The organism is Candidatus Thiothrix phosphatis (assembly GCF_035668035.1).
GTDB classification, from domain to species: Bacteria; Pseudomonadota; Gammaproteobacteria; order Thiotrichales; family Thiotrichaceae; genus Thiothrix; species Thiothrix phosphatis.
In genome coordinates this window covers 1-21,548 of sequence record NZ_JAYMYJ010000082.1, presented here as the reverse complement: position 1 = coordinate 21,548, position 21,548 = coordinate 1, and the positions used below count along the sequence as shown (strand labels likewise).

Here is a 21,548-nt window from a genome sequence, read left to right as displayed (position 1 = left end):
AGTACACGACGCACGTCGCAGTCACAAAACGTTTGCCAGAAAAACTCATCAAGGAGATCGTGTTATGTCAGTCAAAAATATTCCTGCGAGCCGCGCAGTGGATTGGTACAAAGCAGGGTGGGGAATTTTTTCCAAAGATATGGTGACCTGGGTGCTGATGGCGCTGATCGGTGGGGTTGGTGCCATTGTGTTGAGCGTATTGCCGATTATTGGCCAGATTATCCTCTTGCTGATCATGCCAGCGTTGGTCGCGGGCATGTTGTACGCCGCGCAACAATCCAAGGCGGGCAATCCGGTCAAGCTTGAGCATCTGTGGTCGGTGCTGGTGAACCCGCAGAAGCGTAACCAGTTCCTGCTGCTGGGGGGGGTCATGTTTGCGGCGGCGATTGTCATCGCCATTATCAGCGCCGCTTTTATTGGCGACAACCTGCTGCGCGGTGCGACCGTTGGCGTCGGTGGCTTTGGTGTGGGCGGAATGGCGTTCATGCTGCTGGTCGGGTTTGCGTCGTTCATCGTCTTCAATTACACCCCGGCGTTGATGCTGTTCCGTGGCATGCCCGTGATGGAAGCGTTGAAAACCTGTGTCAGCACTGCGGTCACCCAAATCGCGCCCTTGCTGGTGCTGTTCCTGATTTATGCCGTGCTGGGGATTATTGGTTCCATCCCGTTCGGGCTGGGGCTGTTGGTGGTGATGCCGGTGACGGTTGGGGCCATTTACGTTTCTTACGAAGAGCTGTTCGCTTGATGAAGCGCCGTCCGCTGGCGGCTACCGGCATTGAGGTCAGCCCGCTGGGGTTGGGGACGGTCAAGTTCGGGCGCAACCAGGGCGTCAAGTATCCGCAGGGGTTTGAGTTGCCATCCGACCGGGAGGCGCGCGAATTGCTGGCGCTGGCTTTCGATCTGGGCATCAACCTGCTGGATACGGCACCTGCCTATGGCCTGAGCGAGGAACGTATCGGCAGGTTGTTGCCCAATTCCCGCCACGACTGGGTGATCGAAACCAAGGCGGGGGAAAGCTTCCACGACGGCGGATCCCATTTCGATTTTACCGCCAACGGCATCCGCCAAAGCATGGAGAATAGCCTGCGCCTGTTGAAAACCGATTATCTCGATGTGGTGTTGATCCATTCCGATGGTGACGATGCGCGCATCCTGCGGGAAACGGCGGCGCTGGATACGTTGCTGCAAATGCGGGAGGAAGGTTGGGTGCGCGCCGTTGGCATTTCCTCGAAAACCGCCGCAGGGGGCCTGCTGGCGTATGAGCTGGGTTGCGATGTGGTGATGGCTGCTTACAACCCGGCCTATACCGACGAATTGCCGGTGCTGGCAGCTGCGGTGGCGCAAGGGCGTGCCGTATTGGTGAAAAAGGCGTTCGCCAGTGGCCATCTGGACAAGTTCGGTGGGGCCGATCCGGTCGGGCATGCCCTGCGTTTTATCTTTGCCCAGCCGGGAGCGACCAGCGTGGTGCTGGGAACGGTCAACCCTAAGCATTTGCGTGACAATGTGGCGGCAGCGCTGGAGGCGCTGGGGGCGTGAGCATCCGCCGTTTCCTGTATTCGCTGCTGATGTACGGGCTGACGCCGCTGTTCGTGCTGCGGCTGTTATGGCGCAGCCGCGCCAATCCTGCCTACCGGCGGCGGTTGGGGGAACGTTTCGGCTTTGTTCCCGTTGCCGGGCGGCCTTGCATCTGGCTGCATGCGGTGTCGGTGGGGGAAACCATCGCTGCCCGCCCGCTGATTGGACGTTTGCTGCAAGAATACCCGCAGCATCCCTTGCTGGTGACCACCACGACGCCGACTGGCTCCGACACCGTCAAGCGCCTGTTTGGCGAAAAAGTGCTGCATTATTATTTTCCATATGACCTGCCGGATGCGCTGGCGCGCTTCCTGAACCGCATGCAGCCTCAGTTGCTGGTGGTGATGGAAACCGAGATCTGGCCGAACCTTTACGCTACCTGCACCCAACGGCGGATTCCGCTGTTGTTGGCCAATGCCCGCCTGTCCGCCCGCTCCACCCAAGGATATGCGCGGATTGCCAGTCTGGTGCGGGAAACGCTGGCGCATGCGCAGGTGATAGCCACCCGTGACCGGCAGGATTCCCAGCGCTTCCAGCAACTCGGCGCACGCCCGGAACAGCTCAGGGTGTGCGGCAATATCAAGTTTGACTTGCAGGTTCCGGATGCGGCCTTGGAACAGGGCAGGCGGCTGCGCAGCCAGTGGGGCGGGCAGCGGCCGGTGTGGGTGGCTGCCAGCACCCATCAGGGGGAAGATGACATCATCCTGCGGGTGTTTGCCCGTTTGCGTGAACAGTCGCCTGAGCTGCTGCTGGTGCTGGTGCCACGCCATCCGGAACGGTTTGAAGCGGTCGCGGCGTTGTGTGCCGATAGCGGCTTGCCGGTGGCGCGGCGCAGCGCGGGCGGTGTTTTTCCCCCGGAAACCGCTATTGTTGTGGGTGACAGCATGGGGGAAATGTTGCTGTGGTACGCAGCTGCGGACGTGGCTTTCATCGGCGGCAGCCTGGTGGCGCATGGCGGGCATAATCCGTTGGAGGCCGCTGCGTTTGGCGTGCCGGTGGTCAGTGGCGAACATGTGCACAATTTCGCGGACATTTTCCCTGCGCTCTGTGACGTAGGCGGTGCGGTTCTGGTGCCGGATGAGGCGGGCTTGGCCGCACAATTGTTGGTTTGGCTACAGGATGCCGCAGCGCAGCAATGTGCGGGGCAGGCAGCAAAACAGTTTTTCCAGCAGAATCAAGGGGCGGTGGATTGCCTGATTCATGCTATAAACACACTGATGAAAACATCAGGAGGATGAAAATGAAACGATTGGCTCTTTTGGCGCTGGCAATGGGCATGGTTGCAGGCTCCTTGGTGGGATGTGGCGAAACCAAAACCGATACGGCTGTGGCACCCGTGGCGCAGGAACAGAAAACTGCGCCCAATGCGCCGCCGCAGGCGACCGCCAACAGCGAATTGTCTGGCCAGGCTATCCATGACGCCAACTGCATCAGTTGCCATGACTCTGGCGTTTATACCCGCGCTGACCACAAGATGCAGGATTACGCCATGCTGTCAGCGCAGGTGCGCCGTTGCGACGCCAATCTTGGCGCACGGCTGTTCGACGAGGATTTGGATAAAGTGACGGATTACCTGAACGACACCTACTACCACTTTGCCAAGCCGTGACCCCATGCCTTATAACGTCACGATCCTGAACACTGGCTGTCGTTTCCAGGTAAACGACGGCGAAACCTTGTTGCAGGCTGCTTTGCGGCAGGAAGTTCCGGTGCCCTGGGGTTGCGGAGGCGGGGTTTGTGGCGTATGCATGGCACAAATTGTGTCGGGGGAAGTCCGTTATCCTGACGGCGAGCCGTTGGCGTTGTTTGAGGAGGATGCGGCGGCGGGCAGGTTGCTGCCCTGTGTCAGCCTGCCTTGCTCCGACCTGGTGTTGAATGTGCCGGAAATGGGGAAGGACTGGGAGCCGTGGCGCTAATGGCTGGTTTGCGCCACTTCCTTCCACGGCTTGCCGTCAATCAGCAGGTCGCGGATGGCGGCGTTGCCTTGCCGATCGACTGACAGCGCCAACTCCCCTTGATGGTCGCGCACTTTGTCTTCCAAACTTTGCGCATATTCCTCTGGAATATAAAAACGCTCAATATCTGCCAGAAAAATCCCATGGTCGTCGCAATGCCCTTGGATGAACAGCCCACAATCTGCGGGTAAATCGCCCCGTGGATAAATGCCGCGCGTGGGGCGCAGGCAAACGCTGGCCGCGCCGATGTATCCGTCACAGCCATTTTCCACCCCGTAGTCCACCCGGTATTGCAGGTAGTGGCCGGATAACAGGTCGCGCGGGTCAAAGCCTTCTATCGGCAACGTCACCGCTTCGCCGTTGGCACGTTGTAGGTGATGCATGAAAGCGTCCACACCCAGCACCAGTATGGGCAAGGCCAACGCCACAATCAGCAGGATACGTCGGTTCATGCTTGCAACCCCCTGGCCCATTGGCGGAAACGGTCACGGCCTTTGTACCACAGCCATGCCATGGCGATGATCAACGCGCCGGAAATGATCAGGCCGACGCCAGTGGCGGCCAATCCCCCCATCGCCTGGAAATACAGCACCACAAAGCGCAAGCCGATCAGGAAGGTGATTAGGCTGAAGGTGCGCTGATGGCCACTATTGCCCGCATGGACTGCGTACAGGAATAGGATCAGCAAGGTCAGGATCGGCGCGCGGATGTCATCCGCCTGCCAGAAACTGACATCGGCGTGAGGCGTAAAACCGAACAAGGCATAGCGTTGGGCACCCGTAAACAGCAGATCCGGGTGGTAGTACAGCAGCAGCAGCGTCAATGCGGCCAACAGCAATAGCCGGTTCAACAGCCGGTAATGCTTGGACAGCAGTATGCCCACCGCCAGGATGGCCGCTGTGAGGTAGGCGGGCAGGTACCAGATAGCGCGGTAATCATTCATTTCCCCACTGGAACGGGTGATGTCCGCAAACGCCAGCGCGACGATGGCGCTGAGTTGGAACCAGAAAAACAGGCTGCTGGCATAGCCGTGCAGCGGTTTCACATGGGTGGCGAGGTAATGCAGCAGCGCCGTCAATAGCGGTGTGAGCAATAGGATGGATGGCGTTTCCTCCCACCTGAAACTGTTGTCGGGCAGCGCCGCCACGCTCCAGGCCAGCCCGTGCAGGAACAGCGTCACCCAGAGGAAGCGGGCAAACAGGCTACGGGCGTACAGACTAAGCAGGGCGGTGATGCCTGCCCAAAACAGCAAGGCGTAATACCATTGGCCGCCGATATGGTAAATCTGCGCAATCAGCCCGATGCTTGCTAGGCACAGCAGCATGAACCCGGTCAGCAGTGTTTCGAACCAGGCACCATGCCTGCGGTTGGGGTATTGCCAGTAGATTGCCACCGCCAGTGCGGTCAGCAGGCTGAAGTCTATGCCCAGTTTGACGCTGTCGGGAATATCCGCCCAATTTGCCGCGATCAGGGAAATGATCCCTAGCCCGATAATGGTGACGCCCAGGATCATCAGGCTGTAAAGCCACCAGTTGACGCTTTGAGGCCGGTGGGCTTCGAAGTTGAGGATGGCGGCATGTTGGGCTGGTGTGATCAGCCCAGCTTGCAGCCAGTTATTCAGCTTGGCGATAGTGCTCATTGAAAAACCGGTTTTATGTTTTTGTAGGGTTTCATTCTACTGCTTTGTGCGCGTAAGGTGTTGTAACTTCAATGGAACACCTTACCTTTGATCGTTTTCTGTCTCGTATAAAAGACAAAGCGGCTATTATGCTGTAAGGCCAATAAGACAAATAATTATGCCATGAAAACCAGTCGCTTATTTTTTACCGTATTGCTGCTGCTAGTCGCCGCTCAACCCGCCTTTGCTGATGTTTCCCTGCAAGTGAAAGTGTTGCTGGAAGGCGCATACAACGCCGCCAGCGGCCTGATGCGTGATGACCTGCGCAGCAAGGGGTTGCTCCCGGTCGCACAGCCCTATACGGTATCGCCATTCAACTATGCGGGCAATGAAACGGCGGCGGCGGGAGTGTTGGCGGTTGAAGGGACTGATGCCGTGGTCGATTGGGTGTTGCTGGAATTGCGCAGCGCTGACAACGCCGCCGCTGTGGTGGCCCGTAAGGCGGTGATGCTGCAACGCAATGGCTTGCTGGCTGACCCGCAAACCGCTGCCACCAGCCTGACGTTTGCCGGAACTGCGCCGGGCAATTACCGTGTGGCTGTCCTGCACCGCAATCACTTGGGGGTCAGCTCGCAGCCGTTGGCGCTGGGGCAAGCCGTTACGGCGCTGGATTTCACCCAGGCACAGACCGGCGACACCACCCGCTACCGGGAAGGCGACAAGGCGATGCTGTGGGCGGGGGATGCCGACACCAGTTCCCAGGTGATCGGCGGTGGGCCGGGGACGGATGTGACGACCGTGTTAGGGCGCATCCTGGCTGATCCGGCCAATAGCCAGCTGCGGGCCAACTACCTCTTGAACGGTTATTTCAATACCGACCTCAATCTGGACGGCGTCACCATCTTTGCCGGGCCGGGGACGGACATCAACCTGCTGAAATCCAATATCCTGCTGGGGCCTGACAACCAGACATTCAGCATGAACTACATCCTGAAAGTCAGTGGGGAAGCACCGGTAACCGCTTCCAATGGCCCGGATGATGCGGTGGCGCTGGAAGAGGCGCTGGGTAGCGGCAATGCCGATAATGTGTCGGCAAAAGCGCTGTTGGCGGCAGGCATTTCCCTGGCGCAGGCGGAAGCTGACAACTGCAAGGCGACGCTCGCCACCATTTACCCTGCTGGTGTGGAGCAAAGCGTGTTTCCCGACCGTTCCGCCAACATGGTTTCAACCAGCTCCCGCAACCTGCCGCTGCACGCCGCTGGCAATAATGGTTCTGCCTTGGTGTATTCCTGGATAGGCGACAAGGAGGATGGGACGCGCTATGCGGTGCTGGGGACCAATGTCTTTAGCTTCACCACCGCGAATACTGATTTGAAGGCCAGCACCCTCAACCTGCTGCGCTGGCTGCTGAAGCGGTCGGGCAGCGCGGATGTGCTGCATGAGAAACTGACCCTGCTGGTGCCGGGATATTGGGATCGGGCGTCGCTGAGTGATTGGTTCGCCGCCAACGGCTTGAGCCATCAGTGGACGGTTTCGTCAGACCTTTCTTTGCTCAATAGCGGCGCATTTGACCTGTATCTGGGGGACATCAACCGGGATGTCGCTGAAATGCGGCAAGCTTTCGGCAAGGGCAAGCCCGTGCTGGTGTTCAACAACTGGTACGAACCCGCAGAGGAAACGCTGGCGGAATTCGGCTTGACCTGGAACTGGTACGGGGGGGCTACCGTCGGCGATTTCGCCTCGGTGGCAGACCTGTGCGCCCAATCTTCCAATGCTGACGCCATCCACACCCTCCTGGCCAACCTGCGGGACGGTATGCCGGATTTCATCTACGAGAGCGCTGACTGCCCCAGCAGCGTTGGTATCGTCACATGTAATCTCAGCAAGGTGACGGATGCTGCCGGGCGCAGCGCGGACAGCCTGTTCAGCCGTGGCACTGACGCTATCCGCACCCAGTTGCAGATGCTGGATTATGCGGGGGACAACCTGTTTGGGCAGGGGAATGACCAGCGCCTGCTGAAACTTGTGGTCTTGTTGGCGGACAAGTACCGTGCGGGCATCCATTATCCGATGGACAAGAAAACCACGGATGACAGCACCTTCTACCGTGCGCTGTTTGCTGATTCCATTGTCAATTATTCCCGCCCGAATAACGCCTATCAGCCGGATATGGGTGATTTCACCACTGCGCAGGCCGAGCTGAATGCGGAAACCACCCTCCATAAAACCCTGGCCTATACGCCGACGGTGTATGGGGAATGGACCAGCACGGGCCTGTATGCGCCGCCCGGCAAGACCGTTACAGTACGGCGCACGGACAGCGGTGCCGCCGAAGCCAAGCTGCGTTTCAATTACCTGCGCGAAAGCACCCGCTTGTGGAACGACGGGCAATACAGCCGCCCGCGTTATTTGTCCAGCCCGGTGGTGACGCTGGAGGCAGGCAAGACCTATACCTTTTCCACGCCTTATGGCGGCCCAATCTATGTCGGCTGGATCGGGGCGGAGGGTGCCGCCCCCTTTACGCTGACCTTCGACAATGTGCTGGCGAACCCGCTGTTGCAGGAGTTTGACCCAGTGTCGATCCAGTCGTTCCTGAATGACATCCTGTGGAGCCACAGCGATTGGGTGGACATCAAGACGCCGTATGCGGAGTTGCATTCGCTGAAATCCTATTTGTTGAAAGCGTTTGATTTGCAGGATGGCAAGGAGGGCAACGGCTATACGCCGGAGGACGTGCAGGCTTACATTGATGACCTGAATGGCTACCTGGTTGCCGGTAACTACCAGTACGCCGGTTTCAGTGGGGAAGGGTTGCAGAAATTGGATGCCGAAGTGACCGGGTTCTGCAACCAGTCAGGTCTCAGCAGCGTGAATTACGCGGGCAGTGTGCGCAATCTGTGTACGGATGCGGCGATCAACGCCAAGCCTAAAATCCAACATATTAATTCCGATGTGCATGCCTTGTGTGGAGACTTGTGTTCCGGCAACCCGTTTGATTCCTCTGTGCCCATCCAGCCATTGGGCTGGGGTGAGAACCATGAAATGGGCCATAACCTGCAACGGGCGCGCCTGAAAATCTATGCCGGGCGCAGCACCGAAGTGTCCAACAATATGTTCCCGTTGCATACGCAATGGGCCTGGACGGTGGCGCATGGCCTGGGCAAGCATCCAAGCCAGACCCGTCCGGCCAATCGGGAGGCGTTCACCATCCTGCAAAACGCTATCCGGGCGGGAAAGCCAGCCAACTCCAGCCACCCGCTTTGGGCGGGGACTGGCATTTACGACAATGCGTTCGAACGGCTGGCGTTTTACATGCAGCTGGCGTACACCCAGCAGTCTTGGGATTTGTACACCAAACTGAGCCTGATGGAGCGGATTTACAGCGACGCCCTCAACAATGACGCCAACTGGAACGCCGTCAAGGGATTGCTTGGTTTTGGTTCATACACGCGTACTGACGCCAGCAATATCAGCGGCAATGATTTCCTGTACATCACGGCATCGAAGCTGGCGGGCAAGGATTACAGCAATTATTTTGCCGCCTGGGGAATCGAAATATCCGCCACAGCCCGCGCGCAAGTGGTGGCGAATGGGGTCAGCGGGCAGGTTCCGGCAGTGTTTTACTATGTGGACAAGGAATTGCCCGCAGTGATGCCTTCGGCGGCGAAGGCGATTCCCTTGGATGGGGTAAGCGCATGGGCTGACCCTGCACCTTGACGCCAGCGCTTGTCTGGGAAATCTTCTTGCGGCTTGAATTCAATGGGCATGAATTGGATTATTGAACATTTGTTCGGGGATAATGGTCATTATCAACAACAAATGATTTGTCTATGGGAAGATTGGGGCAAGCAGCATCATGTTTCTAGTAAAAAAATTGGGCAATACTCGGATAAATGCAGTCAGGGCTATCCTGCTGGGCGCGGCTTTGCTGGCGCTGTTGAGCGCATGCGTCACACCGGGCTATTACTTGCCGGAAGACAAGGTTTACCGGCTTGCCCCTCAACTGGGGGCGTTGCAACGGCGCTCATTGGCCCATTTGTTTGTGCCGATGGTGCAGGTTTCACCGGCGCTGGACACCTCCCGCATCACGTTGTTCAAGCCCGCTTACCAGCAAGGGTTTCTGGCTCATGGCCGCTGGCCGGATCGCTTGTCCACCTACTTCACATCAACCTTGGTTGACACCTTGTCTCGCAGCAATGCATTCCTGTCAGTGTCTGACCGGCCCGCGACTAACAAGGGGGGATACAAATTATTGTTGCGGCTGTCTGCTTTCCATGCCGAGTACCTGTCGAGGCCACAGGGTCGGGTTGCAGTTCTGGTTGGAATGGAGGCGCTGCTGATACAGGAACAGAACCAACGTATTCTGGGCCAGTACCGTTATGATATCCGCAAGGAAAATATTGCGGCTAATCCAGATGGCGTGGTGGCGGCCTTGAATCAGGCGCTGGGGGAAACACTGACCTCATTGATTGTTGATTTGGGAAAAGATTTGCCCGTGTTTTATTGAGGTGGTTCGGCCGAACGGAGTTGGAACACTCCGTCCATTCACGGCATTACGATTAGTTTGGCCTATTGTAATATTGTTCAAGGATGCTGCGCAGCTCTGCCTGCTGGCGTTTGGCCGCAGCATTATTTTGTCTGGCGTTGTTTTCTGCAATCTGCATGCTTTTAATGGCGATGTCACTCAAATTAGTGTAATTGCCACTTTGTTTAAATACCCGCATATCACTGACAAAACGGACAGGTTTTTCATCAGTCATGGCAGTTTTACATTCAGGTTCAGTCGTCTGGCTAACCATTTGGCAACCGCTCCCGGTTAAGGGAGCGATGATTAATACCATGCAAACGCCTACTATCTCATGTGATTTAAGATTCATAATTAATGCTTGCTTTTCGCTGGTGGATAGTGAAGGCCATTAATTAGGGCTGATTGCGCGCCTAGTTAATCAACCAACGTTTCACAGTACAGTATTGCTTATATATCGTTGCTAAATGCGACTCTGGAGGTATATTTGACATCAGAAGCTGTTTCTGCATTCAGCTTTGAGGTTCCATCTCCGGCTGTATGGGTTATTTTAGTTGTGTCTACCTGGACAACTTGGGCGTTAACACAAACCTGGGGTTTTGCTTCTATATCGTAACCGCAATAGTCCTGGTTGTCTTCATAGGTGTTTACCTTGTAAGTGACCGTATTGGCAGGACAATTCTCATGGCAGGTATTGTCTGCATAAACGCTCCCCACCGTGCCAGCGAGTAATAGCGTAGTTGCGCTGGCAGTTAATATTTTTTTCAAGATCATCATGTGCATATCCTTGATTTATTCGAAAATTTAAGTTCGGCCATATAAACCCACGCCCATGCCATATTCTGACCCGGGATTATGGCTTTGGCTCATTTCGGTTCATTATTGATAGCGTTGTTCAGTGACAGTCGCCGTATTGTATTTTGTCGTATGGGTTCCCCAGGTAAATACGTCATTGGTTGAAGTCTTCCAATCAACCCCAACTTTAACGGATGAACCAGAAACATCCAGACAGGCTAAAGGATTGCCAGCGGCATCTTTAGGCACCAATTGTTCATGAAACTGGCCGGATTTGACCGGGTGGTAAGTGACATTGGTCACCGTAGTGGCGCAAGTGGTGCATACTGCGACGGGTTTTGGCGGCGGTGGTGGGACAACACAAGGATTACAGGTTGGTTTCACTACAACAGGGGCTGGGGGCGGAGCAGCACATGGATTGCAGTCATTTTTTGCAACAGGAGGAGGCGGTGTAATGGTGCATGGATTGCAGCCGGTTTTTATTACAGGTTTTGGCGCAGGCTTAGGCGTTGCGCATGGATTGCAATCATCGGCAAAAACTGAATGCGTAGCTCCAAGCGCCAATAATGTGGCTACACCAAGCACAGTCATTGCGGCTTTATTTTTCATAGCCTATTCTCCTTGAGGAATTTATAGAAAGGGGATTCTCACTACAACGTGTTTCTAACTATAGAACGAATCAGGGAAGATTTTTTTATAAATAAGCTGGGTTGATTAAAAATAATTCTATTTGTAAATAATTTATTCGCTATTGTTGCAGGGCAATAAAATATTATGCCTGCAAGATTTGCCGGAATAATGCTCAGGAGCTTTGCTCTTCCGGCTTGTCGCTTTTTTCCTGTTGTTTGCGCTGCTGGATTCTGTTCCACTTTTCCAGTTCTTTACGGTAAATGTCCCACACACAGGGATCACAGCCGCTGTCGCAGCATTCATTGTCGGCAGGTGGTTCAGGCTTTTCACACATGTACGGGCTCCTTCGAAACTATCATGTTGAATCATGCCCGCTCAGGCGGGTTGCTTGTTTTTGCCATGCAATCAGGATGCCAGCGCCGTCTGCATGGCCTGTTCACTGGCCGGTAACGGCAGCACGGCATGCAGGGGAAACAGCGTGGTCAGTTTGCTGATGTACGGCATTTCTTCCTTGTCGCAAAACACGATCACTTTGGTGTCCGGCGAAAAGCGTTGCAAGGCGCGCAAGGTCACATCCAGATTGCAGACGTTCGCCCCGGCATAGTTGTTGCCGTAACCGTAGATGAATTCGCCCACCAGAAAATCGGGTTGCTGTTTCTGCAAAGCCTTGTGCAGCTTGCGGGCGGCGGTGAAGCGCTCTTCCTGAACGCCAAGTTGTTGGTAGAGCGTGTTGAAATTGGGATGTGCGGGGGATTCGATCAGGGAAAAGAGTGTTTTCATGTGGTGCCTGTATTGTCTTGCTCAGTTTCCGTTTTTTCTCAAATAGAGGGGGTTATGCAGTATACTTGGGTGGGAGCAACAAACGACCAGATGCTGATGCAAAATGCCACGCAAACCCCCGACATCTTTATCAGTTACCGTAGCAGCCATTTCAAATGGGTGGAAGTGCTGGCGCGCAATCTGTTGGCGCAGGGCTATTCGGTGTTTCTTGACCAGTGGTCGCTGGTACGTGGGCAGGAACTGGCCCGGCAACTGCATCAGGCTGCCAGCACGGCCCGCAATGCGATACTGATTGGTACGCCGGATGCGGTGGATTCCGGCTGGGTGCGGGATGAATACGCGCTGTTCCGTAATCGCAAGCGTCATGAGCCGGATTTTAATCTGGTGCCGATCGTGTTTGGGGAAATGCCGGACTTCCCTTTCCTGCAAGACATCATCGCAATTGATTTCCGTGACAGCCGTGAGGAGGGGTATCGGCGGGCTTTTCATATACTGTTGGCCGCGTTGCAGGGGAAGTCGCCGGGGGCAGGTACGTATGCGGCGGAGCTGGAAATCCCTGCCGATTTGCATCGGGTCAGGGTCGAAACCGTGACCCAGACCGAAGACATTACCGGGCAGATTTTCAAGGCATTGGTACGCAACAAACCGTTGCTGGTGCTGGCGCAGGCCGGGCGCGACACCGGTTTGCTGTGTGAACAGATTCTTGCCTGTGCGGAGGAAACCTACGGTGCGGCGGCGGTTTTCCAGTTGTCGATGCCAGCGGTGGAGCAGGCCGATGAGGCGGGCTATTACACCTATGTGTCGCGCCGTTGCGGTTTGCCAGAATGCCATAACAGCCTGGATTTCAACCGGGCGCTGGAGGAGGCGATCCAGCAGCGCGGGCAGTTTTTCCTGCTGGTGACGCGCTTTGAAAACGCCCACCCGGAATACCGCTACCGCATGGCCAAGGTGCTGCGTTCGCTGACCGAGCAGTACCGCCGCCAGTTCCGGCTGGTGATGGTGGGCGGTGAGCAACTGGCGGAATTGCGCTATGCGCGCGGCGACATGTCGCTGCTCAATCATGCGCAGGAAATCCGCCTGCCGGAAATGGGGCTGGCCGACCTGCAACACACGTTGGCCAGCGAATTCGCCGACCTGCAACTGGATGCGGCGGCGTTGCAGCGGCTGCTGGCGCTGACCGGGCAGCATCCGCGCCTGATCCAGCACTGTCTGGAAGAGGGCATTCCCGATCCGCAGGAATGCGAGGATGCGCTGGAAGTGTCGCCCTACATCGTGCAACTGTTCAGCGTGTTCCTGAACGACAGCAGCAAGCGCGAATACATCTGTGAGCTGCTGGAAAAGGAACATCTGGGACGCTATTCGCCGTGGCTGATTGATGAGGTGGTGCGCGGCCTGTACTGGAGCAACCTGCTGACCGTGCGCGAGGTGGAGCCGCGCAAACGGCAACTGGTGTGGCGCTGCGAGCTGATCCGGCGGACGGGGCGGGCAGCGCTGGGCTGTGATGGCGCGGAGGATTACTTGTAATCCAATGAGTGCGATAAACCTGACAGGATAGAGAGGCAACTTATGAAACATGATGCACTGAAGAAGGAAGGCCGTTCTCAAATATTGCCCAAACATAACGAGACGGAAGAAGAACGCCAGGCGGCGATCACTCAGGCGATTAAAGAGTTAATAGCTTCGGATGTTGCCAGCCGATTTGGTGATCCTATGGAGTGGCAGCGTGAGGTGCGCAAGGATCGGCCATTACCGGGGCGAGAAAGCTGATAATGTTTGATTTGAATTTGGCACGTTAAGGAAAATATGTATGCAATATCTATTCAACTCTTTAGGCGAAGTGATCAGCGCATTTAAGGAGCCAGAATTACAAGATCAATCTCTGAAACCTATAGTTCAACTCATTAATTCTCGCCTAGGACGTAAAGAAAGTCTGGGTTTTTTTAAGAAAGGAAAGCTAAAAGCCGAAGAGGAAATACTGAGGATTCTGACCGAGCAAGGAAGGAAAGTCTCTAAGAAACAGCTAGAGCAATTGACAGAGTATCTGGAAAAACAGAGAAAAAATGAAGATATAAAACGTCGATCCTTTATTCAGGTTTTTTTTACTGCGATCATTCTAATGATTTGTGTTTGGCAACTTGATAGTCAACCGGGTAGTGATACCCAGAAAGCTGTTTTTACTGTTATCGGAGCAATCATTGGCTATTGGTTGCGCTAATGAAAAGTTGGTTTTCTTTCTCAACAGCCATTATTATACTTGCATTTGGTGCAACTCTTTCCACTTTCCTGCTGCTAATACCCTTCAATATCATTTTTTCTGAAACGTCTTATGAAATTAGCGAATGGCTACTGATAGTATTGGGTGTTGGTAGCCCCGTCTGGGTATTTTTGCTATTTTTCTGGTTGCAGCGCCATTCTGATAATAAGAACCAGCAGCGACTTGATAGTTTGCAGAGATTAGATATAAACCGGATGGAACCTCTTGCCATCTTCAGGGAAAAACTGAATGCTGTTGACAAGCGCTTACTGGTTGATTTGAATTTTTACTTGGGTGGGGACATCCATCTGCAAGATGAACCCGGAAAAATTCACGAGTCGCCCGAAGCTCTGATGACGAAGTCTGGCAAGCATGTGATTATCTGGGCTTACTTTTGGGCAAGATTTCGTGCCCATCCACAGGAACTCGCAGCAATCCTTCTGCATGAAGCGAGTCATCATTTCAATAATGATATTCTATTTACTTATCGTTTCAGAAGATTTATTAAGGCGCTGGCAATCGTTACTATCATTTATATTTTGGCAGCCTTGGTCGTCTCTATTAGTGCAGACTCCCCGACGTTCGAACCGACAGCCATTTGTGCCTCTATCATTGGTAAATCTTATTTGTTTTCTTCCACCTTAGGGTTTCTGGGGTTCCTATGGTTAATGAACAAACTGCTGCAAGATTGGCGTGAAGCAATGGCCGATCATGTGGCCATGCAGTATGCAGGCCAAGAGCCATTGGAACGGGCGGAACAGCTATTGTTCGGTGACCAATGGCAGCAAGCCAGAAAAGGCGTGAGGAGGAGGCGTGCAAATCCCCATTCGCCAACCCTTTGGTGGACATTTTTTAGCGGAATGCTGCTGTTGGTTTTTGCCAGTAAGCTCTCCGGTACTTTTGTATATATTGGTAGGTTTTATACAAGTGGCTTGCTGGCGGAATATTTAGAAATGTCATCGTTGATATTATTCCAGTGCTGTATTCTGCTTGGGGTCTGGTACTGGTTGACGGTCATTGCAAGAAATGCCAGCGGAACGGCAGTCATAAACACATTAGCTAGCCATGCGCTTTTGTTGAACATCGGAATTTGCGCAGGGTATTTTGTTTCTGAAATGATACCGATGATATTGCCGAGCCTGCTAATGCCTGAAGGCTATGATTACTTTTATCGTGTTGACGTTCCTGCTTTGATTGTAACTGGTGTGGTGAATGAGCTTTTGAGTTCTGCTTTCATTATCTTGGTTACACTTATTTCTTGCCAATTTTCTGCAAAAAGCCGTTATCCTTGGCTTGGGTTTGTTCCCGCTCTTCTATGGGTTGTATTAAGCAACTTTGAAATGCAGTTGTTTTATTCGGTTACTTATGGCTGGCTGTCTCCAGCTCTTGCCCTAGGCGCTATCTTATTCGTGGGTTTATTGTATACAGAAGGAGGGGCTGGATGGTTTTTCTTGTCTAAAGCGGGGTTTGCCTCCCTGTTGGTGCTGGCGTTGGCAGCCACGGCGGATTGGCTGGGGTATGGCGATACAGGTTATCTTGCAGTCATTAACAGCCAATTGGCTGTGCAACAGGAAAGTCAAGGGCATTTACTTGAAGCTATAAGGTTTCATGAAAAGGCTACTCAGTTCTCGCCAAATCATGCAGAAGGAAGTTTGGCGCTGGCTGTTACTTACTTCAAAAATGAGGATTACCAATCCGCAACCGATACTGTTGATAAAGCTGTCGCAAATCTTAAATATACGCCATCGTGGTCAGAGCGTTTCAATACACTTAGAGCGGCAGCAGAATTATTGTTAGCTATCAGAAATGTGGATGATCAGGCCAAGCTGGAAACGTATTTCCAACAGGCCGAAGTATTGTGGCGAAAGAATTCACGCTTTCCCAAGTCAGATGTTGCCTCCCTTTTGTATAACATGGCGTGTTTTTACATGGTCTATAAGCACGACAATTATCTAACTACGTTATATCTAGCGGAAGCAGTTTCTCTGGATCCATCTGGCATTGCTAGAATTGCCTTACAAAATAAGGACTTGGCTCCTTTAGAGCTTAGCAAGCAGCCAGGACTTTCCCTGAAGGAAAAACAAATCTTTCAAGGCTTAAATATTGATGTCCCATCTTTGAATAAGTGGATTAAGGCAGGAGCGCTAAAGCAAGAAACAGTACTCCATTACATTGTATCTATGATTCAGAAGGGGCAGGAACAGGGCGAGTCGCCGCTTGGCAATGTCCCGAATATATTGTTGAATGTCACCCTGCTGGCAACACCGGTCGCATTACTTTCTAGTTTTGGCATTTTTTACTTCCGCCGCTACCGCCACCCGCTGGTGCTGGAGCTCGGCGCACACCCCGAAAACCTGCTGCAACAGCCGCTGGAAACCCTGCCGGAAGCCCAGCGCCGCCTCAGTCAGACTCAGCGCCTGAACAGCGTGCTGGAATACAACTCCGTCAGCCCGCAACGCCTGCAAACCGCCGTCACCTTCAATCAGGCCGCCCCCCGGCAAAAGGTCAAGGTACTGGCGGAACGCCTGCACGCCAGCCTGCAATACCCCGACCCGCAACTCGCCTGGCTGCAACTGACGGACGATTTCCCGCTGGATGTGAAAGACCTGCTGCTGTTCCAGCCCGACCCCACGCTGGCGGTGGACGATGTGCCCGACGCCGTGCGCCGCTTGCTGCAAGCCGCGCCCCATCTGGAAAAGCCGCTGTGCCTGCTGCTGGGCGCGGACGCCGACTACCGCAACCGCCTGCTGCGCGTCAGCGAAGATTACAGCAACCCGCTGGTGACGCTCACTTCTCGCGACCTCACCCGCCTGCTGTTGGACGCCAAACCGCAGGACGTGCTGGCCAGAATCATCGCCGAACAGGTCAGCCTCGACCAGATTTCCCCCTACCAGATTTCGCAGGGAGTCGAGCGCGAAACCGTGTTCTTCGGACGCCGCAGCCTGATCACGCGCATCATGAACCGCGCCCCGGCCAACTACCTGCTGGTGGGCGCGCGCCAGCTCGGCAAATCCAGCCTGCTCAAAGCCCTCGAACGCCGCTACCGCCGCCAGCCGGACGTGCAATGCCACTACCTCGTGCTGAAAAGCGAAAACCTGCAAGCCGATCTCGGCAAAGTCCTGCAACTCGCCGTGCAGACCCCGCTGGAAGAACTGTTGAATGAGCTGCGCCAGCGCATCCGGCAACAACGTTACGTGTTCCTGATTGACGAAGCCGACGACTTCATCCGCGCCGAACGCAAGAATGACTACGTTCTGCTCAAAGCACTGCGCAGCCTCAGCGAAACCGGGCAATGCAACTTCATCCTCGCCGGTTTCTGGCAGCTCTACGACTACGCCGTGCTGGATTACCAGTCGCCGCTGAAAAATTTCGGCGAAATCCTCCACCTCGGCGAGCTGGAAGCAGATGCCTGCCGCGAACTTGCCACCAAGCCAATGGAAACGATGAACCTGCGCTACGCCGCCCCGGTGCTGGTCGACGAACTGGTGCAAACCACCGGCCAGCGCCCCAACCTGATCGCCACCGCCTGCCACGTCATCATCAACAACCTGCAACACGGCCAGCACGAAATCACCGCAGGCGACCTGCACACTGCCCTCACCAGCGACGAAGTGGAAGGCCGTCTGTTGGGTTGGGATCGTACCTTGCCGGATGACAAGGCCGCGCAAAAACTCGACCGTATCGTCGTCTACACCGGCATCGGGCTGGACAGTTTCACCTTCGGCGACATGCTGGCCGCGCTGGAAACCCACGGTTTCACCCCCGAAGCCGACGACCTGCAACGCAGCCTCAAACGTCTGGAACTGGGCTTCGTGCTGGGCAGGGAAAAGCAGCGTCACTATTTCCGTATCCCGCTGTTCAAACAGATGATTAGGGATAATGAGCCGGAAATACGCCTGCAAGCTGAGTTGCGGAATTTGGGACAGGCATAGTTGAGTAGATTGGCTACATAAAGATGCCTATGGGAAATTCCGAATACTTCAGCTTGGCGCAACTTGTGCTGCTAGAATCAAGCAATCGAGAACCTTCCCAACACCCATGCACTACGCCGACCTCAAATCCCAGCGCAAAAACAACACAGCCTGGCGCTTGCTGGCCTCGCCCCATGCGCCACTGATCGCCAGCTTTCTATATCAGGTATTCATCCGCCCCAACCGGCGTTCGCTGCCGTTCGACGAAGCCACCTCACTGCTGGATGACACCCTGTTCCATCTCAATGATATGGAAGGCGCGGATGCCTACCCGAAAAAGGCGGCGCAATACCTGGACGACTGGGCCAGTGGCGCGAATGCCTTCCTGCGCAAGTATTACCAGAAGGACAGCGACATCCCGCAACTGGATCTGACACCGGGGGCGGAGAAAGCCATTGAATGGCTACAAACCCTGCAACCGCGTGAATTTGTCGGCACCGAATCACGTCTGTTGACCCTGCATCGTCTATTGCAGGAAATCGTCCATAACACCGATAACGACCCGGCAACGCGCATCGCCGAACTGGAAAAGCAACAGGCAGAGCTGGAGCGGCAAATTGCCCGTCTGCGTTCCGGCGCGGTGGAAACTTTCGACGCCACCCGCATCAAGGAACGCTGGTTTGAAGCCGAAGACGTGGCACGCCGCCTGCTTTCCGACTTCCGCCAGGTGGAATACAACTTCCGTGCGCTGGATCGGGAAGTACGCGAACTCATCACCCTCAGCGACAAAAGCAAGGGCGATTTGCTGGACGAAATCTTTGCCCAGCAGGATTACATTCATGACTCGGAGCAGGGCAAAAGCTTCTCGGCTTTCTGGGCCTTCCTGATGTCCCCCGACCGGCAGGAGGAGCTGCGCCGCCTCACCGACACCGCCTTGCAACAGGAAGCGTTGCGCGACATGCAGGATAGCGGTTTCCTGCGTCATATCGGCTACGCGCTGCTGGATGCCGGGCAAAAGGTCTACCAGACCAACGCGCAACTGGTGGAGCAACTGCGCAAATACCTTGCCGATCAGGCATGGCTGGAAAACAAACGTATTCTGGAAATCATCCGTGGCATTGAAAAGTCTGCGCTGGCCTTGCAGGAGCAGGATACCGGCGTATTGCCGCAGGACTTTTTCCCTATCGACCAGCCCAAAGTGGCAGTCAATTTGTTGATGGAGCAACGTCTGTTTGAGCCCAGCCGCAAAACCTTGCTGAATAGCGAAGCGCCGGAGGTGGGCAGTGGGGAGGTGGATGTTTCCGCCCTCTATCAGCAGCATTGGGTGGATGAAGAAGCCTTGCGCAAAAACATCCGCCGCCTGTTGCAAACCCGCCCGCAGATCAGCCTCAGGGAAGTGCTGGAGGAATACCCCTTGCGGCAGGGCCTGGCGGAACTGGTGGCCTACCTGAATATCGCCGGCAAACATCCGCAGACCGTGATCAATGACGCCGTGACTGAAACCTTGCCACTGAGTGGCGGGCAGACGGAGCTTCCGGCATTATCGGAACACGCCCTGTTGCAGTTGCGTAACCGTGTGGCGCATATTCCGCAAATCATTTTTACCCGCTAAGCGCTGATTGTTTTATGTCTGATAGTTTACTGACGCCTGCCGCCAACAATACGGATAACGCCTTGTCCGCCTTGCTGATCCAGTTGTTGAAAGGTGTTCTTTATGAAGAGCAGCACGCCCGCCTGTGGCCGGATTTACTGCGTTTGCAGGCGGCGGTGCGCGACTATTGCCGGGTCATCGGGCTGGAACTGTATATCGACGAAGCGGAGGGTTACGCCTTTCTGCGCCAGCAGGAGCCGGAGGCTGAGGAAGACACGGAGATACCACGTCTGATCCCGCGTCGCAGCCTGACTTTCCCGGTCAGCCTGCTGCTGGTGCTGTTACGCAAGCGGCTGGCGGAGGAAGACGCCAGCGGCGGCGCTACCCGTGTGGTGCTGAGCCGCGAGCAGATCGTGGACATGATGATCCTGTTCATGCCGGAACAGAAAAACGAAGCGCGCACCACCGAGCAGATCAACACCGCCATCAACCGTGCGCTGGATTACGGTTTCCTGCGCAAGCTCAAACAGGACGAAGGCGAGCTGCTGGAAATCCGCCGCATCCTGAAAGCGTTTGTGGATGCGCAATGGCTGGATCAGTTCCAGGCGCATCTGGATGGGTATCGGCAGCATCTGGAGGCAGATACGTGAAATGAAGGAAAATCCTTTATACTCCAGTTATCTGCCTGTCAGCAAAAGTTCAAGGCCGTCATGTGAATACAACAACTGATCTTAACGAAACCATCAATGCCCTGATCCAGCAAGGCGAAAACGCCCAAGTCGAATTCAAATCCGGTGCAGTCCGTCCAGAAAGCGCTGCCCGTGAGATTGTTGCCTTTGCCAACACATTGGGGGGCTCATTGCTTATTGGCGTTGAGGATGACGGAACTATCAGCGGTATCGAATCCAGTTTGGAAACCTGGGTCGCCAATATCAGCCGTAACAACATTATTCCCGCCTTGCAACTGGATGTTCGAGAAACAGAAATTGAGGGCAAAAGGGTTTGTCTGATCACTGTGCCGAAAGGCCATGATCGCCCCTACCAGACCCAGGACAGCAAATACTGGCTACGCGTCGGTTCCAGCAACCGTATGGCGACCAAAGAAGAACTCTCTCGCCTGTTCCAACAGGCTGGATTGGTTCACTTCGATACTTCCCCTGTTGCCAATACTGACATCAGCCACATCGACAAACAGGCCGTAGACCACTATTACCGCAGTTACTACGATACCGGTTTCATCGACCTGCCCGAATCCGAACAACACAGTCTGCTGGTCAATACCGACATACTCGTAGAATCCGAAAACCACTGGGTTGCCAGTGTGGGTGGGTTGCTGATGTTCGGTAAGCAACCCCAGCGCCGTCTGCCACAAAGCGCCATTATGTTCGCTGTGTTCAAAGGGGAAGCGATTACCGACGACTTGATCGACAAAAAGGAAATTACTGGCACTGTAGCTGAGCTGATCGACAAAACTGTCAATCTGCTACAGCTCTACATTCCCACACCCTCAACCATCAAAGGCAATCAGAGGCAGGAAATTACCCACATTCCGCTCAAAGTGCTGCGCGAAGCGGTTGTTAATGCGGTCATGCATCGTGACTACTCCATCAGCCACCGCAAAACCCAGGTACATGTTTATAGCAATCGTATCGAAATCACTTCTCCCGGTGCGCTGGCCAATACGTTGACCCTGGAAAAAATACGTTATGGCAATTCAGCGCCGCGCAATATTTTTCTGGTGAAATTTCTGGACAACCTGCGCTATTTTGATGGGTTGGGGCGTGGTATTCCCATGATGCTCAAAGCCATGCAGGAACGTATTGAACTGGAAAATATTGGTGAACTATTCCGCCTGACACTGTAGGGAACCTCTAAAAACCCACCGCCGCGCCTGATTATGAGATAATGGCCACT

At 54.6% G+C, this 21,548-nt stretch carries 21 protein-coding genes; 14 read left to right on the top strand and 7 right to left on the bottom strand.

The features are described from left to right. The first annotated feature begins 64 nt into the window (after window positions 1-64). Genes VSS37_RS08225 through VSS37_RS08205 form a run of 5 tightly spaced genes read left to right on the top strand, consistent with a single transcriptional unit; the run spans window position 65 to window position 3,491 of the window. Window positions 65-745, top strand: a complete 681-nt coding sequence (locus tag VSS37_RS08225) for a BPSS1780 family membrane protein (RefSeq protein ID WP_324694352.1) — start codon at window positions 65-67, stop codon at window positions 743-745. Continuing rightward, the gene (locus VSS37_RS08220; protein WP_324694403.1) at window positions 745-1,536 is read left to right on the top strand and encodes an aldo/keto reductase; all 792 of its coding nucleotides are present in this window, start codon (window positions 745-747) and stop codon (window positions 1,534-1,536) included. Before VSS37_RS08225 ends, VSS37_RS08220 begins: the two co-directional genes overlap by 1 nt. After that, window positions 1,533-2,813: a lipid IV(A) 3-deoxy-D-manno-octulosonic acid transferase gene (gene waaA / locus VSS37_RS08215; protein ID WP_324694351.1), complete on the top strand. Its 1,281-nt coding sequence runs from the start codon at window positions 1,533-1,535 to the stop codon at window positions 2,811-2,813. The genes VSS37_RS08220 and waaA overlap by 4 nt, the downstream gene beginning before the upstream one ends. Before the next feature lie 2 nt (window positions 2,814-2,815). After that, entirely contained in the window at window positions 2,816-3,184 is a 369-nt protein-coding gene (locus tag VSS37_RS08210) for a hypothetical protein (RefSeq protein ID WP_324694350.1), read from the top strand. Between the two features lie 4 nt (window positions 3,185-3,188). Next, window positions 3,189-3,491 carry a 2Fe-2S iron-sulfur cluster-binding protein gene (locus tag VSS37_RS08205; RefSeq protein WP_324694349.1) on the top strand — a complete coding sequence of 101 codons (303 nt, stop codon included), beginning with the start codon at window positions 3,189-3,191 and terminating at the stop codon, window positions 3,489-3,491. Here the strand turns inward: VSS37_RS08205 and VSS37_RS08200 are convergent. Next, a complete protein-coding gene (locus VSS37_RS08200; protein WP_324694348.1) occupies window positions 3,488-3,982 on the bottom strand; it encodes a GDYXXLXY domain-containing protein in 495 nt (164 codons plus the stop codon). The two genes, VSS37_RS08205 and VSS37_RS08200, sit on opposite strands and share 4 nt — an antisense overlap. After that, window positions 3,979-5,169 (bottom strand): DUF2157 domain-containing protein, encoded by a 1,191-nt coding sequence (locus tag VSS37_RS08195; RefSeq protein ID WP_324694347.1) that lies wholly within the window; start codon window positions 5,167-5,169, stop codon window positions 3,979-3,981. Before VSS37_RS08195 ends, VSS37_RS08200 begins: the two co-directional genes overlap by 4 nt. A 162-nt stretch (window positions 5,170-5,331) precedes the next feature. Here VSS37_RS08195 and VSS37_RS08190 point away from each other — a divergent pair, with 162 nt between their 5' ends. Together VSS37_RS08190 and VSS37_RS08185 are read left to right on the top strand one after the other, a co-directional pair. After that, the gene (locus VSS37_RS08190) at window positions 5,332-8,865 is read left to right on the top strand and encodes an ImpA family metalloprotease (RefSeq protein WP_324694346.1); all 3,534 of its coding nucleotides are present in this window, start codon (window positions 5,332-5,334) and stop codon (window positions 8,863-8,865) included. Between the two features lie 139 nt (window positions 8,866-9,004). Next, a complete protein-coding gene (locus VSS37_RS08185; protein ID WP_324694345.1) occupies window positions 9,005-9,655 on the top strand; it encodes an ABC-type transport auxiliary lipoprotein family protein in 651 nt (216 codons plus the stop codon). Window positions 9,656-9,707: 52 nt separating this feature from the next. Here VSS37_RS08185 and VSS37_RS08180 read toward each other — a convergent pair whose 3' ends face one another. The 5 genes from VSS37_RS08180 to VSS37_RS08160 all read right to left on the bottom strand — a co-directional run bounded on the left by VSS37_RS08180 (window position 9,708) and on the right by VSS37_RS08160 (window position 11,878). After that, entirely contained in the window at window positions 9,708-9,989 is a 282-nt protein-coding gene (locus VSS37_RS08180) for a hypothetical protein (RefSeq protein WP_324694344.1), read from the bottom strand. 134 nt (window positions 9,990-10,123) lie between these two features. Beyond that, the gene (locus VSS37_RS08175) at window positions 10,124-10,450 is read right to left on the bottom strand and encodes a hypothetical protein (protein WP_324694343.1); all 327 of its coding nucleotides are present in this window, start codon (window positions 10,448-10,450) and stop codon (window positions 10,124-10,126) included. Between the two features lie 102 nt (window positions 10,451-10,552). Continuing rightward, a complete protein-coding gene (locus VSS37_RS08170) occupies window positions 10,553-11,077 on the bottom strand; it encodes a hypothetical protein (protein WP_324694342.1) in 525 nt (174 codons plus the stop codon). Window positions 11,078-11,270: 193 nt separating this feature from the next. After that, complete coding sequence (locus VSS37_RS08165) at window positions 11,271-11,432, bottom strand: oxidoreductase-like domain-containing protein (RefSeq protein WP_324694341.1); 162 nt, start codon at window positions 11,430-11,432, stop codon at window positions 11,271-11,273. Between the two features lie 71 nt (window positions 11,433-11,503). Further along, window positions 11,504-11,878 (bottom strand): hypothetical protein, encoded by a 375-nt coding sequence (locus VSS37_RS08160; protein WP_324694340.1) that lies wholly within the window; start codon window positions 11,876-11,878, stop codon window positions 11,504-11,506. A gap of 69 nt (window positions 11,879-11,947) precedes the next feature. On the opposite strand from VSS37_RS08160, the gene VSS37_RS08155 reads away from it, so the two are divergent. The 7 genes from VSS37_RS08155 (at window position 11,948) to VSS37_RS08125 (ending at window position 21,498) form a co-directional block, all read left to right on the top strand. Continuing rightward, window positions 11,948-13,402 (top strand): toll/interleukin-1 receptor domain-containing protein, encoded by a 1,455-nt coding sequence (locus tag VSS37_RS08155; protein ID WP_324694339.1) that lies wholly within the window; start codon window positions 11,948-11,950, stop codon window positions 13,400-13,402. A gap of 42 nt (window positions 13,403-13,444) precedes the next feature. After that, window positions 13,445-13,645, top strand: coding sequence for a hypothetical protein (locus tag VSS37_RS08150; protein WP_324694338.1), 201 nt, complete (start codon window positions 13,445-13,447; stop codon window positions 13,643-13,645). 40 nt (window positions 13,646-13,685) lie between these two features. Further along, entirely contained in the window at window positions 13,686-14,093 is a 408-nt protein-coding gene (locus tag VSS37_RS08145) for a hypothetical protein (RefSeq protein ID WP_324694337.1), read from the top strand. Continuing rightward, complete coding sequence (locus VSS37_RS08140) at window positions 14,093-18,064, top strand: nSTAND1 domain-containing NTPase (protein WP_324694336.1); 3,972 nt, start codon at window positions 14,093-14,095, stop codon at window positions 18,062-18,064. Before VSS37_RS08145 ends, VSS37_RS08140 begins: the two co-directional genes overlap by 1 nt. Window positions 18,065-18,170: 106 nt before the next feature. Then, window positions 18,171-19,655 carry a DUF3375 domain-containing protein gene (locus tag VSS37_RS08135; protein ID WP_324694335.1) on the top strand — a complete coding sequence of 495 codons (1,485 nt, stop codon included), beginning with the start codon at window positions 18,171-18,173 and terminating at the stop codon, window positions 19,653-19,655. Window positions 19,656-19,669: 14 nt separating this feature from the next. Then, window positions 19,670-20,284 (top strand): DUF4194 domain-containing protein, encoded by a 615-nt coding sequence (locus VSS37_RS08130; RefSeq protein WP_324694334.1) that lies wholly within the window; start codon window positions 19,670-19,672, stop codon window positions 20,282-20,284. Window positions 20,285-20,346: 62 nt separating this feature from the next. Then, window positions 20,347-21,498 carry an RNA/DNA-binding domain-containing protein gene (locus VSS37_RS08125; protein WP_324694333.1) on the top strand — a complete coding sequence of 384 codons (1,152 nt, stop codon included), beginning with the start codon at window positions 20,347-20,349 and terminating at the stop codon, window positions 21,496-21,498. Window positions 21,499-21,548: the final 50 nt, after the last annotated feature.